This is a genomic window from Pseudochelatococcus lubricantis (assembly GCF_042432495.1).
GTDB lineage: Bacteria > Pseudomonadota > Alphaproteobacteria > Rhizobiales > Beijerinckiaceae > Pseudochelatococcus > Pseudochelatococcus lubricantis.
In genome coordinates, this window is record NZ_JBHLXC010000006.1 from 139,990 (window position 1) to 158,133 (window position 18,144).

12 protein-coding genes are annotated in these 18,144 nt (G+C 65.1%); 6 read left to right on the forward strand and 6 right to left on the reverse strand.

The features are described 5' to 3' along the window. Window positions 1-66: 66 nt before the first annotated feature. The 4 genes from ACFFJ7_RS11455 to ACFFJ7_RS11470 all read right to left on the reverse strand — a co-directional run bounded on the left by ACFFJ7_RS11455 (window position 67) and on the right by ACFFJ7_RS11470 (window position 6,004). On the reverse strand, window positions 67-1,491 hold the full coding sequence (locus tag ACFFJ7_RS11455; RefSeq protein ID WP_377592419.1) for a bifunctional enoyl-CoA hydratase/phosphate acetyltransferase: 1,425 nt from the start codon (window positions 1,489-1,491) through the stop codon (window positions 67-69). Between the two features lie 6 nt (window positions 1,492-1,497). Continuing rightward, window positions 1,498-3,372, reverse strand: a complete 1,875-nt coding sequence (locus ACFFJ7_RS11460; protein WP_166951150.1) for a PHA/PHB synthase family protein — start codon at window positions 3,370-3,372, stop codon at window positions 1,498-1,500. 101 nt (window positions 3,373-3,473) lie between these two features. Then, window positions 3,474-4,412: an aldo/keto reductase gene (locus tag ACFFJ7_RS11465; RefSeq protein WP_377592421.1), complete on the reverse strand. Its 939-nt coding sequence runs from the start codon at window positions 4,410-4,412 to the stop codon at window positions 3,474-3,476. A 140-nt stretch (window positions 4,413-4,552) separates the two neighbouring features. Beyond that, window positions 4,553-6,004: an efflux transporter outer membrane subunit gene (locus ACFFJ7_RS11470; protein WP_377592422.1), complete on the reverse strand. Its 1,452-nt coding sequence runs from the start codon at window positions 6,002-6,004 to the stop codon at window positions 4,553-4,555. 447 nt (window positions 6,005-6,451) lie between these two features. Between ACFFJ7_RS11470 and glpD the strand changes: the two genes are divergently transcribed. The 5 genes from glpD to ACFFJ7_RS11495 all read left to right on the forward strand — a co-directional run bounded on the left by glpD (window position 6,452) and on the right by ACFFJ7_RS11495 (window position 14,713). After that, a complete protein-coding gene (glpD, locus tag ACFFJ7_RS11475; RefSeq protein ID WP_377592423.1) occupies window positions 6,452-7,957 on the forward strand; it encodes a glycerol-3-phosphate dehydrogenase in 1,506 nt (501 codons plus the stop codon). A gap of 611 nt (window positions 7,958-8,568) precedes the next feature. Next, window positions 8,569-9,216 (forward strand): hypothetical protein, encoded by a 648-nt coding sequence (locus tag ACFFJ7_RS11480; protein ID WP_377592424.1) that lies wholly within the window; start codon window positions 8,569-8,571, stop codon window positions 9,214-9,216. A 210-nt stretch (window positions 9,217-9,426) separates the two neighbouring features. Continuing rightward, a complete protein-coding gene (locus ACFFJ7_RS11485; RefSeq protein ID WP_377592426.1) occupies window positions 9,427-10,527 on the forward strand; it encodes a glycosyltransferase family 4 protein in 1,101 nt (366 codons plus the stop codon). Window positions 10,528-10,871: 344 nt separating this feature from the next. Further along, complete coding sequence (locus ACFFJ7_RS11490; RefSeq protein WP_377592427.1) at window positions 10,872-11,915, forward strand: glycosyltransferase family 4 protein; 1,044 nt, start codon at window positions 10,872-10,874, stop codon at window positions 11,913-11,915. Window positions 11,916-12,136: 221 nt separating this feature from the next. Beyond that, complete coding sequence (locus ACFFJ7_RS11495; protein WP_377592428.1) at window positions 12,137-14,713, forward strand: glycosyltransferase; 2,577 nt, start codon at window positions 12,137-12,139, stop codon at window positions 14,711-14,713. Here the strand turns inward: ACFFJ7_RS11495 and ACFFJ7_RS11500 are convergent. Next, a complete protein-coding gene (locus tag ACFFJ7_RS11500; protein ID WP_166951132.1) occupies window positions 14,703-15,254 on the reverse strand; it encodes an SH3 domain-containing protein in 552 nt (183 codons plus the stop codon). The two genes, ACFFJ7_RS11495 and ACFFJ7_RS11500, sit on opposite strands and share 11 nt — an antisense overlap. A gap of 312 nt (window positions 15,255-15,566) precedes the next feature. Between ACFFJ7_RS11500 and ACFFJ7_RS11505 the strand changes: the two genes are divergently transcribed. Continuing rightward, the gene (locus ACFFJ7_RS11505; RefSeq protein ID WP_166951130.1) at window positions 15,567-16,562 is read left to right on the forward strand and encodes a 2-hydroxyacid dehydrogenase; all 996 of its coding nucleotides are present in this window, start codon (window positions 15,567-15,569) and stop codon (window positions 16,560-16,562) included. A 107-nt stretch (window positions 16,563-16,669) separates the two neighbouring features. Here ACFFJ7_RS11505 and ACFFJ7_RS11510 read toward each other — a convergent pair whose 3' ends face one another. Then, window positions 16,670-17,959 (reverse strand): methyl-accepting chemotaxis protein, encoded by a 1,290-nt coding sequence (locus tag ACFFJ7_RS11510; RefSeq protein WP_166951127.1) that lies wholly within the window; start codon window positions 17,957-17,959, stop codon window positions 16,670-16,672. Window positions 17,960-18,144 lie beyond the last annotated feature (185 nt).

Here is an 18,144-nt window from a genome sequence, read left to right on the forward strand (position 1 = left end):
TTCAACGGAGGCACGCTGGCGTCGCACCGGAAAACGCAAACCGTTTCCGTGAAGCGCTGACAGACTCTATCGCGCGATGGAATGCGCGAATGTCAGCTTGGCGAGTGCCGCGGAGGCGATTCGTGCGCGCAGCGAATCCGCGCGGCTTGTCAGGATGATCGGCACCCGCGCGCCGAGCACGAGCCCGGCGGCGTCCGCGTGGGCGAAATAGACGAGTTGCCGCGCCAGCATGTTGCCGGCTTCGAGATCGGGCACCAGCAGAATGTCCGCCTGCCCTGCGACGGGGGAAACGATGCCCTTGGCGCTCGCGGCGTCGCGGTTGATGGCGTTGTCGAACGCGAGCGGCCCGTCAACCTTGCCGCCGACGATCTGCCCGCGCAGCGCCATCACGGTCAGCGCCGCCGCCTCCAGCGTGGCCGGCATCTTGTCGTTGACCTTCTCGACGGCTGCCAGTGCCGCCACCAGCGGCTCCTCCACACCGACGGAATGCAGGAAGTCGATGGCGTTCTGGCAGATGTCGCGCTTGTGCGCGAGCGTCGGCCGGATGTTGATGGCGGCGTCGGTGACGATCAGCGGCTTGTCGTAGGCGGGCACGTCCATGGCGTAGACGTGGCTGACGCGCCGTTCCGTCCGCAGGTTGCTGCCGTGCGCCAGCACGACGGTAAGCAACTCGTCGGTATGCAGGCTGCCCTTCATCAGCGCATCCACCCTGCCGGCGGCCACGAGTTCCACGGCCCGGGCGGCGGCGGCGTGGCTGTGGGGCGCGGACTCGATCGGCAGGCCGTCGAGCACGATGCCGGCGGCTTCCGCGATCTGGCGGATGCGCGCCTCCGGTCCGACAAGCACGGGCTCGATGATCCCTTCCGCGCGCACCTCCACCGCGGCGGCGAGCGAATCCGCCGTGCACGGATGCACGATGGCGGTGCGCAGCGCCGTTCCCTGCTTCGCGCGCGCGACGAAGCTCTCGAACAGGTCGTGCCGCTGCACCGAAATTTCCGGCAACGGCTTCTGAGGCCATTCCACCTTGCGGTCGGGCGCGATGACCGTCGCCGTGCCGGTCAGCACCTCGTCGCCATGCTGGTTGAAGCAGCGCGTGTCGAGAATGACGAAGTGCTTGTCGGGCCGCTTCTCGGTCACCACCACGGTCGCGGTGATGGTGTCGCCGAGGCTCACCGGCTTCACGAACCGCAGGTTCTGGCCGAGATAGACCGTGCCCGGGCCGGGGAGCCGCGTGCCGAGCAGCGCCGAGATCAGCGCCGCCGTCCACATGCCGTGCGCGACCACGTGGCCGAACAGCCCTGTGGCTGCGAAGGCGCTGTCGAGGTGGGCGGGGTTGACGTCTCCCGAAACGGCGGCGAACAGGTCTATATCGTCGCGCCCCACGGTGCGCGTCAGCGATGCTTCATCACCCACCGCGATTTCGTCGAAAGTGCGGTTACGCAGCACGTGGCCGTTCCGCGGCGTCTGGCCGTTCCCTTGTGCGCTGGTCATGAGGTCTCACCTTTGCAGGACATAGGTGCCGGGGGCATCCTCAAGGACGGGGAAGCCGTGCTCCGGCGCGCCGATGGCGGGCGGGGCGACGCGCTCCGGCGACGAGTGGCTGTCGAGCCATTCCACCCACGCGGGCCACCACGAACCCTGACGCTGCGCCGCCGCCGCGAACCATTCCTGCGGGCTGAGGCAGGTGTCGACGGCCGTTTTGCGGGCGATGCGGTAGCGCCGCCGTGCCTTGCCGGGCTCGCTGACGATGCCGGCGTTATGCCCGCCGCTGGTGAGCAGGAAGGTCACTTCGGTGTCGGTGATATAATGAATTTTGTAGACGGACTGCCACGGCGCAACGTGATCGCGCTCCGTGCCGACGACGAAGAGCGGCGTGCGGATGTTCTGCAGCGCGGCCGGCTGGCCGTTGACGAGAAGGCGGCCGGCGGCCAGTTCGTTGTCGAGGTAGAGCCGCTTGAGGTACTCGGTATGCATCCGGTAGGGCATGCGCGTCGAGTCGGCGTTCCATGCCATCAGGTCGATCAGCGAGGTGCGCTCGCCGAGCATGTAGTCGCGCACGAGCCGCGACCAGATCAGGTCGTTCGAGCGCAGCAACTGGAAGGCGCTGGCCATCTGGCTGGAGTCGAGATAGCCGCGGTTCCACATGATACTTTCCAGGAAATGCACCTGGCTGTGATCGATGAAGAGGGCGAGTTCTCCCGGCTCCGTGAAGTCGGTCTGCGCGGCGAGCAACGTCATGGTGGCGAGCCGACCGTCGCCCGTGCGGGCCATGGCGGCGGCAACGAGGGCAAGCAGCGTGCCGCCGAGACAATAGCCCGTGGCATGCACCTTGCGGCCGGGGACGATGGCCGCCACCGCGTCGAGCGCGGCATTCACGCCGAGCCTGCCGTAATCGTTGAGAGAAAGATTGCGGTCGTCGGCATTCGGGTTGCGCCACGAAATGCAGAAGACCGTGTATCCCTGCTCCACCAGATAGCGGATCAGGGAATTGTGCGGCGACAGATCGAGAATGTAATACTTCATGATCCATGCCGGCACGATCAGCACCGGCTCGGCGTGGACGTTTTCCGTCGTGGGCGAATACTGGATCAGCTCGATCAGGTGGTTGCGATAGACCACCTTGCCCGGCGTCACCGCGACATCACGGCCGACGACGAAATTCTCCGAACCCACAGGCGGCTGGCCGGTGATGGTGCGGCTCGTGTCCTCAAGCCAGTTCCACCAGCCTTCCACAAAGTTAGCGCCGCCGGTTTCCAACGCCTTGTTGATCACTTCCGGATTCGTGAACGGGTTGTTCGAGGGAGCGGCGACATCGAGAATCTGGCGGGCGCAGAAGCTGATGACGTCCTCGTGGTGCGGGGTGACGCCCGGCACCTCGTGGGTGATATTGTGCCACCACTGCTGCTGAAGCAGGAAGGCCTGCGCGATGAAATTGAAAGGCGCGTGCTGCCACGCCTCGCTGGTAAACCGGTTGTCGCCCGGCAATGGCGCGATGCAGGGGGGCGTCGACGGCTCGACGACACTCGCCGTCAGGTAGTTCAGGAAGCGCACGCCCTTGCGGACAGCCTTGTAGGCCAGTTCCGTCCGCTTTCCCGGCGCGTGCGAGAGGTGAATCGCCCAGTCGTAATAAGCCAGCGACAGCGCCGCCGGGGACAGGCCACCGGAAAACTGCGCGGTCAGCGCCTCCCGCATGCGGTCGAAAGCCTTGAAGCCTTCCTGTCCCACCACTTCCTCGGCACTCGGCAGCGAGAACAACTCCAGCTCCGGCTTCGGCGCGGGAGAGGCCGCCGCTGTCGCGTGGCCGGTGTCTGCGGCAACAGGCAGTTTGGAAGGAGAAGCGGTGCTGGTCTCCGTTTCGGTCGGCTTGGCCATCGTGACTGAAACCCTCCTGCGGCATGCAAGTGCGCCTTTTACATCGCATGCCGCGCGCCGACTAGCCCTCTTTTGGTCAAGGCAGCGTTTCGGAAGGCGCCTCAGCGCCCCGCGTCGGTCAGCAGCTCGATATCTTCCCGCGCCAGGGTGAGCCGCGCGCCGCGTATCAGGCTCGCGAGCTGCGCGAGCGATGTGGCGGAGGAGATGGGGGCGGTGATGCCCGGCTGGGCGATGACCCATGCCACCGCGATTTCCGAATGGGCCGCGCCCGTCCGTTCCGCCACGGCGTCGAGAGCCGCCAGGATGCGCAGGCCGCGCTCGTTGAGATAGCGCCGGACGCTTTCGCCGCGCGCGCCCTTGAGATCGGCCTCCGTGCGATACTTGCCCGTGAGGAAGCCGGCTGCCAGCGCGTAGTAGGAAATAACGCCAAGCCCTTCCCGCAGAACGAGATCCTGCACCTCACCCTCGAAGGCGTCCCGCTTGTGAAGGTTGTACTCGTTCTGCAGGGTCTGGTAGCGTGGCAGACCCTTTTCCTTCGAGGTCGTAAGGGCTTCCGACAACAGCGCGGCATCGTAGTTCGAGGCGCCGATGAAGCGCACCTTGCCAGCCTTGATCAGGCGGTCGTAGGCGGCGAGCGTTTCCTCCTGCGACACGGTGGGATCCGGCCAATGGCTCTGGTAGAGGTCGATGTAGTCGGTCTGCAAGCGTTGAAGGGACGCTTCAATTGCATGCTCTATCCATTTGGCCGAAAGGTCTTTTTTGCCTTGTCCGACGTCCGATCCCACCTTGGTGAAGATGTGCACCCTGTCGCGATTGCCGCGCGCCTTCAGCCAGCGCCCGATGATGCGCTCGCTCTCGCTGTCGTTGCCTGGCGCCCAGCGCGAATACACGTCCGCCGTGTCGATGGCGGTGAAACCCTCGGCGACGAAGGCGTCGAGCAGCGCGAATGACGTGGGCTCGTCGGCCGTCCAGCCGAGAACATTGCCGCCGAAGACGAGCGGCGCGATTTCGATGTCGGTTTGTCCGAGGCGGCGGGTCATGAAGGCTTCCATCCGGTTGGGCGCGGGAATGCATCGCGCGGTTGCACGTTCGCGGGGCAGGGCCCGCCGAGGCTTCAGCCGATATGATATATAGAATTGGCTATATGTATATATACAAAACCGAATTCACCCCGCCCGCCTCAGTTCTTGCCGTCGCCGCGCAGGAAGGCGGCGGGACGTGGGCCCATCCTGTCGACGATCTCGGGCTTTCCGGCGTTCACCGCGCCGTTCCACCCGCCGCCGAGCGCCTTGTTGAGGGCGATGTACTGCGTGGTGATGTTCACACGGCTCTGGATGAGGGAGTCCTCCGCCGAATACAGCGAACGCTCGGCATCGAGCACCTCGATGAAGCTCGTCGAGCCGCTCTCGAACAGGGTGCGGGCGAGCCGCGCGGATTCGCGGTAGCTTGCCACCGACTGCGCCAGCTTCTCATGGCGCACGCGCTCCTGCGCCAGCGCGACGACGGCGTTCTCCACTTCCTCCAGCGCTGTCAGCACCGTAGCGCGCAGGTTGAGGAACTGCTGGTCGCGCTGCGCCTGAGCTGCCTCGACCGCCGCCTGCAACTGGCCGGCGTTGAACACCGGCACGCTCAGGCTGGGCCCGAACGACCAGCTTATCGACGAATTCTTCGCGAGGTCGCCGAGCCGCACACCGGATGTCGAGACGCTGCCGGTGAGACTGATGGCGGGATAGCGGTCCGCCTCCGCCGCGCCGATGCGCGCCGTCGCCTGCGCGAGCTGGCGTTCTGCGAGGCGCACGTCCGGCCGGGAGAGCAGGACGTCGGCGGGCACGCCGACAGGCAGCGGCAGCCGGGGTGCGGGCACCGCGCCGCCCTTGCGCAACAGGGCGGAGAGCGCCGTCGGCGCCTGTCCCGTCAGCACGCCGAGGCGGTGCATGGACTGCGCCAGCGAGGCCTCCAGCGTCGGGATGCCGGCCTCCGTGGTCGCGACCTGTCCGGTGGCGTTGGCGAGATCGACGCCGGAAGCCGCGCCCGCGTTGAACTGCGCCCGCGTGAGGGCGGCGGTCTCGCTCTGCGTGGCCGCCGTTCTGCGCGCGAGCGCAAGCCGGGCCTGATAGCTGCGCACATCGATATAGTTGGTGGCGATGTCGCCGACCAGCGTTACCAGCGTGGCGCGCAAGTCCTCTTCCGCGGCGTCGAGCCCATAGCGGGCCGCTTCGACGGTGCGACGGTTGGCGCCGAAGAGGTCGACCTCCCAGCTGGCGTCGAGGCCCGCGCGCAGGGTGTTCGACACGCTGCCGGAGGAACCCGCCCCGCCGCTCTTGCTGCGCGTGGCGGAGGAGGTGCCGCTGACCGAGGGGAACAAGCCGCCCACTGCCTGGTCGTAGGTCGCGCGCGCCTCGCGGATGCGGGCCTTGGCGGAGGCGACGTCGAGATTGCCGGAAGCCGCCTGCTCGACGATGTTGTTCAGTGTCGGGTCGTTCAGGCGCTTCCACCACTGCCCGAACTCAGCGGGCTTCGCCGTTGTCGCGCCTGCGTTATTGCTCCATTTCGCCGGCACGGCCAGCGGCGGCTTTTCATAGTCCGGCCCGACGGAACAGGCGCCGAGCGCGCCGCAAAGCATGAGCGCCATGCCGCCTCGCGAAGCGAGTCGGCGCAGCAGGGGCCTCGGGAAAAGGGGGGCTGCATGCGTCCGCGCGCCGTGGCCGCCGTTCCCGGATATCAGTTTGCGGACCATGGCCAGAAGTACCTTTGCAAGACGCCATTCTTCCGTGCAGCACGCCGCCGGAAGCCGAACCGCATGAAATTTGCGTGAGCGATCATTGGCATGAGATTGTGATCGTTTCCATCCCGGCCGCGTCGATAAGGGGGCATAAAGCCTGCCGTGCCGGAGAGGTGCGGATTCGATGCAACGGATTCTGTCGTATTCGTAATGTTTCAAAGCCACCGTCTGTCAAAGATGCTACATGCCCAGGGTGTAAGAATCTCGCCATGTTCTGCGTCGCAGAGGCGCTTTGTGGCGGGTTTCGCGCGCGGGAGCGGCTGCGTCCGACCTGCGCAGGGTCGGAGAGCGTAAGAAATGTCCGGAAACGATTGCGATATTCTCGTCATCGGCGGTGGCATCAACGGCTGCGGTATCGCGCGCGACGCCGCCGGCCGGGGCTTCGACGTCGTGTTGGCGGAGCAGGCCGATCTGGCGAGCGGTACGTCGTCGGCCTCCACCAAGCTGATTCATGGCGGGCTGCGGTATCTGGAATACTACGAGTTCCGCCTGGTGCGTGAGGCGCTCGCGGAGCGAGAGATATTGTGGCGCATGGCGCCGCACATCGTCTGGCCGCTACGCTTCGTGCTGCCCCACCACGGCGCGCTGCGCCCGGCGTGGCTGCTGCGTCTCGGCCTGTTCATCTACGATCACATCGGCGGCCGCAAACTGCTGCCGCCGACCCGCGTGCTCGACCTGCGGCAGGACGAGGCAGGCAAGCCGTTGCGGAACGGATTCGTCCGGGCGTTCGAGTATTCCGACGCCTGGGTGCAGGATGCCCGCCTCGTCGCGCTTAACGCCCGCGATGCCAGCAACAGGGGCGCGCGCATCCATACGCGCACGCGCGTGACGGGCATCCGGCGCGAGGGCGGCCGTTTCCGTGTCGACCTGCGCGACGGGACGACGGGCGCGGACAGGAACCTGTCGGCCGCCATGGTGATCAACGCGGCCGGGCCGTGGGTGGAAGGCGTGCGGCGCCTGCTCGACGGCGCCACCGGCGCACCGCACGTGCGGCTGGTGCAGGGCAGCCATATCGTCGTGCCGAAGCTCTTCGACCACGACCGTTGCTACATCTTTCAGAATGCCGATGGCCGCATCGTCTTCGCGATTCCCTATGAAAGCGACTTCACGCTGATCGGTACCACGGACCGCGACTATGCCGGAGACCCCGCCGCCGTGCGCATCACGCCGGAAGAGACCGCCTATCTCTGCGAGGCGGTGAGCGGCTATTTCCGCAAGGCCGTGACGCCGGCAGACGTGGTGTGGACTTACGCGGGCGTGCGCCCCCTCTACGACGACCATGCCTCCTCCGCGCAGGCGGCGACCCGCGACTATGTGCTGGAGCAGGAAGGCGACAGCCCATCGGGCGTGGCGATCCACGTCTACGGCGGCAAGATCACCACCTATCGCAGGCTGGCCGAGGCGGCGATGGACAAGGTGGAGGCGGTGCTCGGCAAACGCGCGCCGGCCTGGACGGCGGCAAGCGCTCTGCCGGGCGGAAATTTCCCCGTCGATGGCCTGCCGGCACTGATGAAGACGCTGAAGGCGCGCGCTCCCGCCGTGGCGGAGACCACGCTGAAACGGTTGGCGCGCCACTACGGAATGCTGGCGCTGCCCATCGTCGCGAGCGGCTCGCTGGGGCGCATCATCGGCGCGGACCTCGGTGAGAACGAGGTGCGCCATCTCGTCGAAAACGAATGGGCATTGACGGCCGAGGACGTGCTGTGGCGTCGCACGAAGCTCGGCCTGCGCTTCACAGCGCAGGAGACGGCAGCTTTGGAGGATTTCTTGCGGACGGCGGGAGGCGCCCCGTCGAACGCCTGACCACGCGCAGGATAACGGCACGACGAAGCCGTTCACGCAAATGAATGAATGTGTAGAAAAATATGAAATCCAAAAACAGCCGTATATGGTCATTGAGTTTTATTCAACGGAATTGCACATAGAAATTCTGATAATTATCATGTAGAAATTAGTGAATTAAGCTTTTACTAAACATTGGAGAGCTGCGGCTCTGACGGCGGATCACTGGGGCGATTGTACAGAGGTATTGTCTCGCCGCCCTGTCTCGTGTAAGCGGGAAACTGACGCGGATCGGTCTGCGCGCGTTCTCGTATCCGCGAACGACGCGCGCCTGACGAGCCCGTGGCGACAGGCGAATCCGGCCTTGGGAAGACGTTGCCGAACGTCCGGCTATCCTGCCATCGGATCGTCGAATTGACAGGTTGTTATGATTCTCGATGTAGGGTAAGAGGCGCTATCCTGCAGGGGGTCGGGCTAGCCGGCCTTGCGGGTGTTCACCGCATCGCCGCGCGCTCCGGAGACCTTGCGGTGGTCCCGACGATGATTGGTATGCATCGTTGCTGGTGCAGCGTCTGAAGAGGCCAGGGTTGCTTCCCAGAGGAGCGGCCTCGTTGTTCTGGAGATATGGCGACGTGAGTGAATTGGTGCGGCTGGACGATCTCGATGCGCTGATGCAGCGGGTGCGTGCCGATGTGGAGGCCCGCAAGGCGCGGGCCGACGCCCGGATCGTCGGGGGCAATGGTGCGGAAGTCGCTCCGCCGCCTCTCGATCCCGCCCAGCTTCGCTACACCGCGACGGAAATCCTGGCGCATTATGATGTGGTGTTCATGCGGGCCGCGTACCTCTCCCTGCTCGGGCGTGAGCCGGCCGGCGAGGATGCGGCGCGCTTCCTGCAGCAGTTGCGGCTCGGGCAGATCAGCCGGATAGACCTTATCGACGCTCTCGCCGCCACCGATGAGGCGCAGGCGCGGGGCGCGCGCATCTCGGGCCTCCGGCGTGAGCGCTTTCTTGACCGCATCCGCCGCTCCAGGCTCGGCCGCAAGATCGTGGCGCTGGCAAGTCTCGCGCGCAGCATTCCCCGTCTTGCGAGCGAGGTGCGGCGGCTGGCGGCGCGCGTCGATACGGCGGAGCGCAAGGCTCAGCAGCTGGAGCGCCGTCTTGAAGAAGAGCACAAGGCAAAGACGGAGTCCGAGGTGCAATTCAGCCGGCAGATCGAGGTCCTGACGCAGAAAATTAGTGAACTTGAAAGACATTTGGGCGGAGATGTCCCATCAAGGTAAGGCGTGCAAGTGCGAGGATGGGCCTCCATCGTTTCCGCACTATATCCGGATCAGCCAGAGAATGACTTTGCGGGCATCCCCGACGCTGCTGCCCCGGCATGCGGACAGCGCCGTCGGAGCCTTCTTCGCCGCTCGCATGCCGGCAAGACATGCGCGAGGCGGCACCCGGAGCGTGGGGCGGACGGGTGCAGACAAGAGACAGGAGCGGCCATGAAGCCGAAAGTAGCGATCGTCGCGGCGGGATCGGGGTCGGGCGAGACGGGCGGTGCGGAACGCTTTTTCGTGGGACTGCGGGATGCGCTGCAGGCACTCGATCTCGACGTCACGCTGCTCTACACCCCCTCCAACGAGTCCGACTTCGACGCCGTCAAGGAATCGTACCTGCGCTTCTACGATCTCGACCTGAGCGCGTATGACGGTGTGATCACGTCGAAGGCGCCGTCCTACCTCGTGCGTCATCCGAATCACGTCTGCTACCTGCAGCACACGATGCGCGTGTTCTACGACATGTTCGAGGTTGAGTTCGGCAAGGGTTCCGAGGAACTGTTCGAACAGCGCGCGCTGATCCATACGCTCGATACGGCGGCGCTGCGCGCGCCGCGGACGCGCAAGATCTTCGCCATTGGCGAGGAGGTGGCGCAGCGCCTGCGTCAGTTCAACGGTCTGGACGCCGAGGTCATCCGGCATCCCACCAGCCTGTCGGGTTTCCGCGAGGGGCCGTTCCGCCATCTGTTCATGCCGGGGCGCCTGCACCGCTGGAAGCGGGTCGATCTTGCCATCGACGCGATGCGCCACGTCAAGGCGCCGGTGGAACTGATCATTTCCGGCACGGGCGAGGACGCGGAGCGTTTCAAGGAGCGCGCGGCCGGCGATCCGCGCATTCGCTTCACGGGCTGGGTGAGCGACGAGGATCTGATCGGCTACTATCGCGACTCGCTGGCCGTCCTGTTCATGCCCCGCAACGAGGACCTGGGGTTGATCACTTACGAGGCGTTCCTGAGCGGCAAGCCCGTCCTCACCTGCGCCGACAGCGGCGAGCCTTCGCGCGTGGTCGAGGACGGCGTGACCGGCTTCGTCACGGAGGCTGATCCGGCGGCGATCGCGGCGCGGATCGATCAGCTCGCGGAAAACCCGGCGCTCGCCGGGACCATGGGGCAGAAGGGCAAGCAGGTTGCCGCCGAGGTTACCTGGGAAAAAGTGGCCGTGGCGCTAGCCACGGCGCTCGGACTGCCGTTCCGGAGGCCGTCGGGCGACGCGCCGGAAACGGATGGATCGGGAGCGGACGCCCGCCCGTCGGCTGCATCCGCCTGAAACACATTTTTTCGGGCGCGCCCGATCACGCGAGAGTTTTTATGACAAGGAAAGTCCTTTTCGCCGGGCAGTGTTTTCGGGATAAAGAACAGCGTGGCATATATCTGTTTGCAAAGGCCCTGATCCACGCTGTCAAATCGAAGGGCTTCGAGACCGGTATATTAAGCAATGCCTCCCATAACGGTCCTTGCGAGGCGCTTACCGCGAGCATATTCAAGGAATTCGACAATCCGGTCCACGCATCGGGGCCTATTTCAAAGGTCAAGTGGCTCAGGAAATATATCGAGAGACGCTTCCTTGGGCGCCCCAGGGCTGCGCTTGTCGAGAATCTGCGGGATATCGTGGTGGAAGAAGCCATCAGATATCTCGATGACGTCGATTTTTTCTACAACATCCCCGACGGCTACCGGCTCATGGCCGTGCACGACCGTCTACCCCTCCTGAGGCGGCCGTTTCCGCTGCACCTTCCCGCTGAACTGGACGGCGGCGTGTTTTTCACCACGTCTCCCATGAGCGTCGAGAGTCGCGGAAAAAAAATCAAGATCGTGCAGACGCTGCACGATCTGATTCCCTTGTCCGCGTCCATGCACCGGGAAGACCCCGGCCTGTTTTACAAGCGCCTGAAAGCGCTCAACGACCATTCGGATGCCATCCTGGCTGTTTCGGAGTACTCGCGGAACCAGCTCCTCAAGTTTTTTCCGTCGGCTGCGGACCGCGTAAAGGTGGTATATCAGCCGGTCCCGGCGGACAAATACCTGATCGGCCTCAGCGCACTGCCTGTCGTCCAGCAGTCTGTGCTGGAGAAGTTCGGGCTGCAGGCAGGCCAGTACTGTTTCTATGTCGGCGCCATAGAGGCACGCAAGAATATCGACCGTCTCGTCTCCGCCTACACGATCGCAGCGAAGGGGCTGGACGTGCCGCTGGTTCTCGGCGGCATCGTCGATCAGGAGTATGTTCGGGACCGGCATCTTGAACAGTATTTCGCAAAGCGGAACAGCGGTGAGGATGCCGGGCGTCCGCAGCGGCGCGATTCCGTCCGTTACGTGGGCTATATCACCGAGCTTGAAAAGCTGTGCCTCATCAGGAACGCCCGCGCGCTGCTGTTCCCGTCTCTCAACGAAGGCTTCGGCATCCCGCCGCTTGAGGCGCAGACCTTCGGCTGTCCCGTGCTGACGTCCAACGTCGCCTCGCTGCCGGAGGTGGTGGCGGATTCCGCCTATCTCATCGACGATCCCTATAATATCGAGGAGATCGCGACGGGCATCCGCAAGCTGCTCGATGATGACGACCTGTGCGACACGCTCCGGCGGGCCGGCTACAGGAACGCTGCCCGGTTCAGCGAACACAATTTCGCCGAACAGGTTTCCGCCCTGATCGATTCAGTGTAAGCGAGTCTCCATGGCGGCAAACGGCCAGAAAAGCTGTCTTTTTTCTGTGATGAGCGCTTAACACCCATGCTGCCCTCACCGTTGACGGCAAGGGTGAAAGAAAATAAAAACCGCCCCATGAGTGTCACGCACTATTATTATCGTGGCCTTGAACAAGCGCGGAAATTAGAACCTTTCGTGTGTTGGAGCGGCGAGAGTAACCGAGCGAGAGGGCTGCGGCAATGACGTTGCGGACGACTGTACTGGATATGCAGCCCATCGATCCGCCGGTCGGGGGAGGGCGGCTTCGCCTTCTCGGTCTTTACCACGGTCTTGGCCACGGTCATCGAGCGCATTACGTCGGCACTTATGACTGGCGTGGACCCGGCGCGCGCAAGCAGCAACTCACACCGACCCTGCTTGAAGAGCTGGTGCCGCTGACAGAGGCGCATTTCACCGCCTCCGACAGGCGCGCGCAGGACCTTGGCGGCAAGGGCGTCATCGACACTGCCTTTCACACCATGGCGCATCTGTCGCCCGATTATGTCGAGGCGGCGCGCCGCGCAGCACGCGAGGCGGATGTCGTCGTCTTTTCTCACCCGTGGATTTATCCCCTCGTGCGCGACGTCCTGCAGCCTGACAGGCAGCTCATCGTCTATGACGCGCACAACGTCGAAGGTCTGCTGCGCACCGAACTGCTCGACGACGGCGGCGCGGGGTCGGCGGTGGCGCGGGGCGTTGTCGAGGTGGAGAGTGCGGTCTGCCGCGCGGCGGATCTCATTCTGGCCTGCTCCCACGAGGACAGGGAAGCCTTCGCGAATCTCTATGGCGTCAGCGCGGGACGCATCCGTGTCGTCCCCAACGGCACGTTCACGCGCCAGATCGTGCCGCCGTCGATCGAGGAAAAACACGCCGTCCGCCAGCGGCTCGGCGCGGAAGGGCGCCCGGTGGCATTCTTCCTCGGCAGCAAGTATGGCCCCAACGTCGCCGCGGCGCGGTTCATCGCCGAGGCGCTGGCGCCCGCGTTGCCGGGCGTGCTGTTCGTCATCGCCGGCGGTGTCGGCGATGGGCTGGAGGACATGACTCTGCCCGCCAACGTCCGCGTGACGGGACAGATTTCCGAGGAAGACAAGATCGCGTGGCTGCAGGCGTCGAACGTCGCGGTCAACCCGATGTTCAGCGGGTCCGGCACCAATATCAAGATGCTGGATTTCATGGCGGCCGGACTGCCGATCGTCTCCACCGAAATCGGCGCGCGCGGCATCGAGACGTCGGAGCGGGCGTTCGCCATCGCGCACGCGGAGAATTTCGCCCAGACCATCCGCACCCTGCTCGACAATCCCGCCGACATGGCGGCGCTCGGCGACGGGGCGCGGGCGCAGGCTGACCGCTTCTATTCCTGGGAGCGTATATCCGACAGCCTCGGCGCGCTGCTCGCCCGCTGGGCCGTGCCCAAGCGGGAGGGGCGGGAGCCGCCGTTTTTCTCCGTGATCGTGCCGACCTACGAGCGCCATACGCTGCTGACGAAGCTCGCGGGCTATCTCTCGCTGCAGACATGGCGCGATTTCGAGGTCATCATGGTCGACCAGAGCGCGGAGCCGTGGCCGGACCGCGACAGGGATTTCGGTTTTGACCTGCTCTATATCCACACCGACCGCAAGGGTGCGGTGACGGCGCGCAACACCGGCGCGGCGCTCGCGCGCGGACGTGTGATCGCGTTCACGGATGACGACTGCGAGCCGCATGAGGGCTGGCTCGCCAACGCTCACGAGTGCTTCTCCACCTCCGATATCGTCGGGCTCGAAGGGTTGATCACGTCCGGCCGCGCCGGCGATCCCAACTGGCGAGGCGTTACCAACGACGGCTTCGAGGGCATCGGCTTCATGACGGCGAACCTGTTCGTCCGTGCCGATGTCTTCCACGCCATCAACGGCTTCGACATCGCGCTGGAGAAGCCGCACTTTCGCGAGGATACCGATCTCGGCTGGCGTCTTCAGGAGGTCGGCGAGGTTCCGTTCTCGCGCGGTGCGTGGGTTTATCATCCGCCACATCCGCGTTCCGTCGAGCGCGAGTCGCTTGAAGTCCGCTCGAAATTCTTCCTCAATGACGCCATCCTGCTGCGCAAGCACCCGGACAGATATGCCGATCTGCTGCTGCGGGAGGTACAGTGGGTACATAACCCCCATTTCTGGGACTACTTCCTCAAGGGCGTCGAGCTGCACGGGGTGAATGTGCCCGAGCCCGTGCGCCAGATCATGCACGACAACGCCGGCATCACCTACACCGGCCTGCTGGGCGCGGGCGTCGGTGCTGCGGATGCGCCGGCGCACCCTGTCGAATCGGCTCAGGTCGTCCATGCCCCCGCGCACGCGCTGCATGTCGAGCTGCGGGATGCGAGCCTGCGCAGCAGCCTGCGCCGTTCGATCTCGTGGACCGTGCGGCCTGTCTGGCGGCGAATCTGGGCGCGGATCGAGGGGCGCGTGCGTCCCGTCGATCAGAAGGTGGACGCCATCCATCAGGCGCTCAGCGATCTGCGGCACGAAACCACCGAGCGTCTCCGGGAAATCGATGCGCGCATCGAGGCGCTCGATACGCGCATCGGCGCGGTGCTCGACAAGGTGCCGGCGCGCGGCCCCGCGCAGGGGGCGGCCAACGGCGAGGCGCTGTCGGCCGAGGCAGAGGAGGTGTTGCGCGCTGCGCGCCTCGTGCTGCGCCAGCACTCGTCGGCTCTTGCCGCCGTCGGCCATCACCTCGACAGCGACGACGAGGCGGCGGAACGGCGCGCGCAGAGCGTGCAGACGGTGCAGCCTACTCGATGATCTCGTCGGGGTAGACCCCCCACAGGCGCCCCTGCTGTATATACCCGTCCAGGTTGCGGATGGTGACATGACACCAGGTGCCGTCGCAGGTCTCTATGCTGACGATCACGCCCGGCTCCAGCCGGGCTTTCATGTTGGCGCTGTCGGAAGCGCGGGCGAGCAGCGGGGTGGGCTCCTTACCCTTGTCCTTGTCCCAGGGCGTGACGAGCGCGGTGCGCCGGCCCGAGAGAAGGCTGTGCAGAACCCATCCTTCCGCGCCCTCCGAGTCGCGGATGCGTCGCCATGTCGCGAACTCCGCCGTGATCTCCACCGGCAGTCCCGCGCGCTGGAACACCCACAACGTGCGATGGTCCTTGGCCGGGCCGGCGCGCAGATTGACCCTGTCCGATTTCAGGCTCACATAGCGTGGCACCGGCAGTTTGCTGTTCGAGCCGATCGTTTGCCCGGCAGCCGGCTGCTGCTGGGCATGGGCCGCCACGCCCGGTAAAAGGGCAAGGACGACAAGGGCTGCGAGGGCGGACGGGGCGACGGTCTTGGACATGGCGGACTTTCCGTGCGGACTTTTCTGATCGGACTCACGATGCGGCTTCGGCGGGGACGGGCGCCGGCTGCTGTTGCATTGGCCGGCCATCATGCTCTAACAGAGAACCGGCTGCTGCTGCATGCGGGATGCGGCTTCTGCGCAAAGTCGTGATCGGGCTGTATTGTGATACGGTGCGATATCATGTTTTCGGTTGAAGCGGGGTTCGTCGGAGTCGATCTTGCATCGGGATTGTGTGATACCTCTTGCAGTTGTGCCTCCCTGGTTCTTAACGTGGCGTGAAATCGAGCGCCGGGATCGGAACTTTCGTCCATGAAGAAGAAGCCCCTTGTCGTCGTTACCCGCACCCTGCCGGAAAGCGTTGAAACGCGCATGCGTGAGTTGTTCGACGCCCGCCTCAATATGGATGACAAGCCGCTGACCGCCGAGCAACTCGTCGAGGCGGTCAAGATCGCAGATGTGCTCGTGCCGACCATAACGGACAGGGTCGACGCCGAACTGATCGCGCAGGCGGGGCCGCAGTTGCGGCTGATCGCCAATTTCGGCAACGGTGTGGACAACATCGATGTCGGCGCGGCGCTGGCACAGGGAATCACCGTGACCAACACGCCCGGCGTGCTGACCGAGGACACCGCCGACATGACCATGGCGCTGATCCTCGCCGTGGCGCGGCGGCTGCCGGAAGGCGCGCAGAAGCTGATCGGCGCGGAGCAGTGGGCCGGCTGGGCGCCCACGTGGATGCTGGGGCGGCGCATCACCGGCAAGCGCCTGGGTATCGTCGGCATGGGGCGCATCGGGCAGGCGCTGGCGCGTCGGGCGAAGTCGTTCGGGCTGTCGATTCACTATCACAATCGCCGCCACGTGGCGCCCGAGATCGAGGCCGAGCTGGAGGCGACCTACTGGGAATCGCTCGACCAGATGCTGGCACGCATGGACATCGTGTCCGTCAACTGCCCGCACACGCCCGCGACCTATCATCTGCTTTCGGCGCGCCGGCTGCGGCTCCTCAAGCGCGACGCCATCCTGATCAACACGGCGCGCGGCGAAATCATCGATGAGGAAGGGCTCATCCAGATGCTGGAGGCGCGGGAACTGGGCGGGGCAGGGCTCGACGTGTTCGAGGAAGAGCCCGCCATCGATCCGCGCCTCGTGAAACTCGCCCGCAACAATGCCGTCGTCCTGCTGCCGCACATGGGCTCCGCGACGCTGGAAGGGCGCACCGAGATGGGCGAGAAAGTCATCGTCAACATCAAGGCGTTCCTGGACGGTCACCGCGCGCCGAACCGCGTTCTGCCGAGCATGGTGTAGCGCCGCCGCGCTCTTTCGGCTCGTGTGTCGGGCCGGAAGGCGGGCCGGCTCCCGGCCCCTGCCGGTCGTCCTGTCCAGCCCGCCGGAAAGTCCGCCGTCGAGTCGCCTCAGCAGCGTTCCTTGATGGTTGCCGACAAGTCGTCCAGCAGCTGGATGACTTCCTGGCTGGCCTGATCCATTTCCGAAAGCTGGCGGATGGCTTCGTCCGTGCGGCCGGTTTCATGGCACGCCAGTGCGGTGCGGGCGGCCTCATGCACGCGCCTGTGCGGCTCCACGAGGTTTCTGAACGCGGGCAGGCTGCAAATGCAATCGTTGTTCAAGCCGTTGTACCATTTGCCGAGACGGCAGCCGTTGTGATCGGGCACGTCGCCGGATCGCCACGCCTGCCGGCCGGTGAGGCTGTCGATGACACGCTTCTTGAACAGCACGTGGTCGATCTTGGCCATCTCGCAAAGGGCCTGCGTCGACGAGGCCTGAAACCAGTTTTGCGCGCTGGCGGAGAGATGGTCATTGCCGAGCTGCAGCTTGCCGGCCATGCGGTCGAGCGACGCCTCATTCTCCGTCGTAAGCCGCGCCTCGGCCTCGATGGTGGTCGCGATCTCGCTGCTGGCTTCGCTCTGCTGCGAGAGGACGTGCGCGATCTCCCCCATATGATCGATGACGGACGCGACCGTTGTCGACGTTCGCTCAACCGTCTCGGCGACGCCATCGATGGCTGCCCGCCCGAAGTGCACTGCCTTTTGCGACCGCGCAAGCGTATCGGTCAACGTGCCGATGACGGCTCGCATGCCGGCGATGCTCTGCCCGATATCCCTCGTGGCGTTGGCCGTCTGCCCGGCGAGGGCTTTCACCTCCGAAGCGACGACGGCGAAGCCGCGGCCGGCTTCGCCCGCGCGCGCCGCCTCGATGGTCGCGTTGAGCGCCAGCAGGTTCGTCTGCCGGGCGATGGCGTCGATCGCGCCCAGCGTATTGGCGATCTGCACGAACGCTCCTTCGACGCCCTTCACCGTCGCCTGGGTCTCGTCCGTCGTGGCGGTTATATCCGACATGGCCGCGCGCAGGTTGTCGACATTATCGCGGACGTCGGTCGCCGTCCGGCTTACATCGCGCACCTCCTGCAGCACCTGATTGCTGGATTGCTCGATAACGTTGATCGACGCGACGAGTTCCGTGGCCGCCGCCGCAACGGAGCGCGCGCCAAGACTGGCCCTGTGCGAGTTATGCGTCAGCGAAACGATTTCGCTTGCCACGCCATTGATATCGACGACAGTGGCTGCGAGCCGGCGCAGATTGTTCAGATCGTTCTCCTCCGCATAGCCCGCGAGCGCGATTTCCACCGCTCGCGCGCATGCAAAATGCAGAAGGACAGCAAGCGACGCCTGAAGGCGTCCGGCCATTTCGCCGGATATCCCGTCGGACCGGAGTGAGGACCACAGGCCATGATGCCGGGACAAGGCCACGGACGCTTCAAGCAGCGCCTCGATTATCGTTTCAGCAGGAACGTCCGCTCCGACCAGCGATTGGAGGGCGGCTTCGGGGGATGTTTCCGCTGAGAGAATGGCGCGAATAGTGTCAGTCAAGG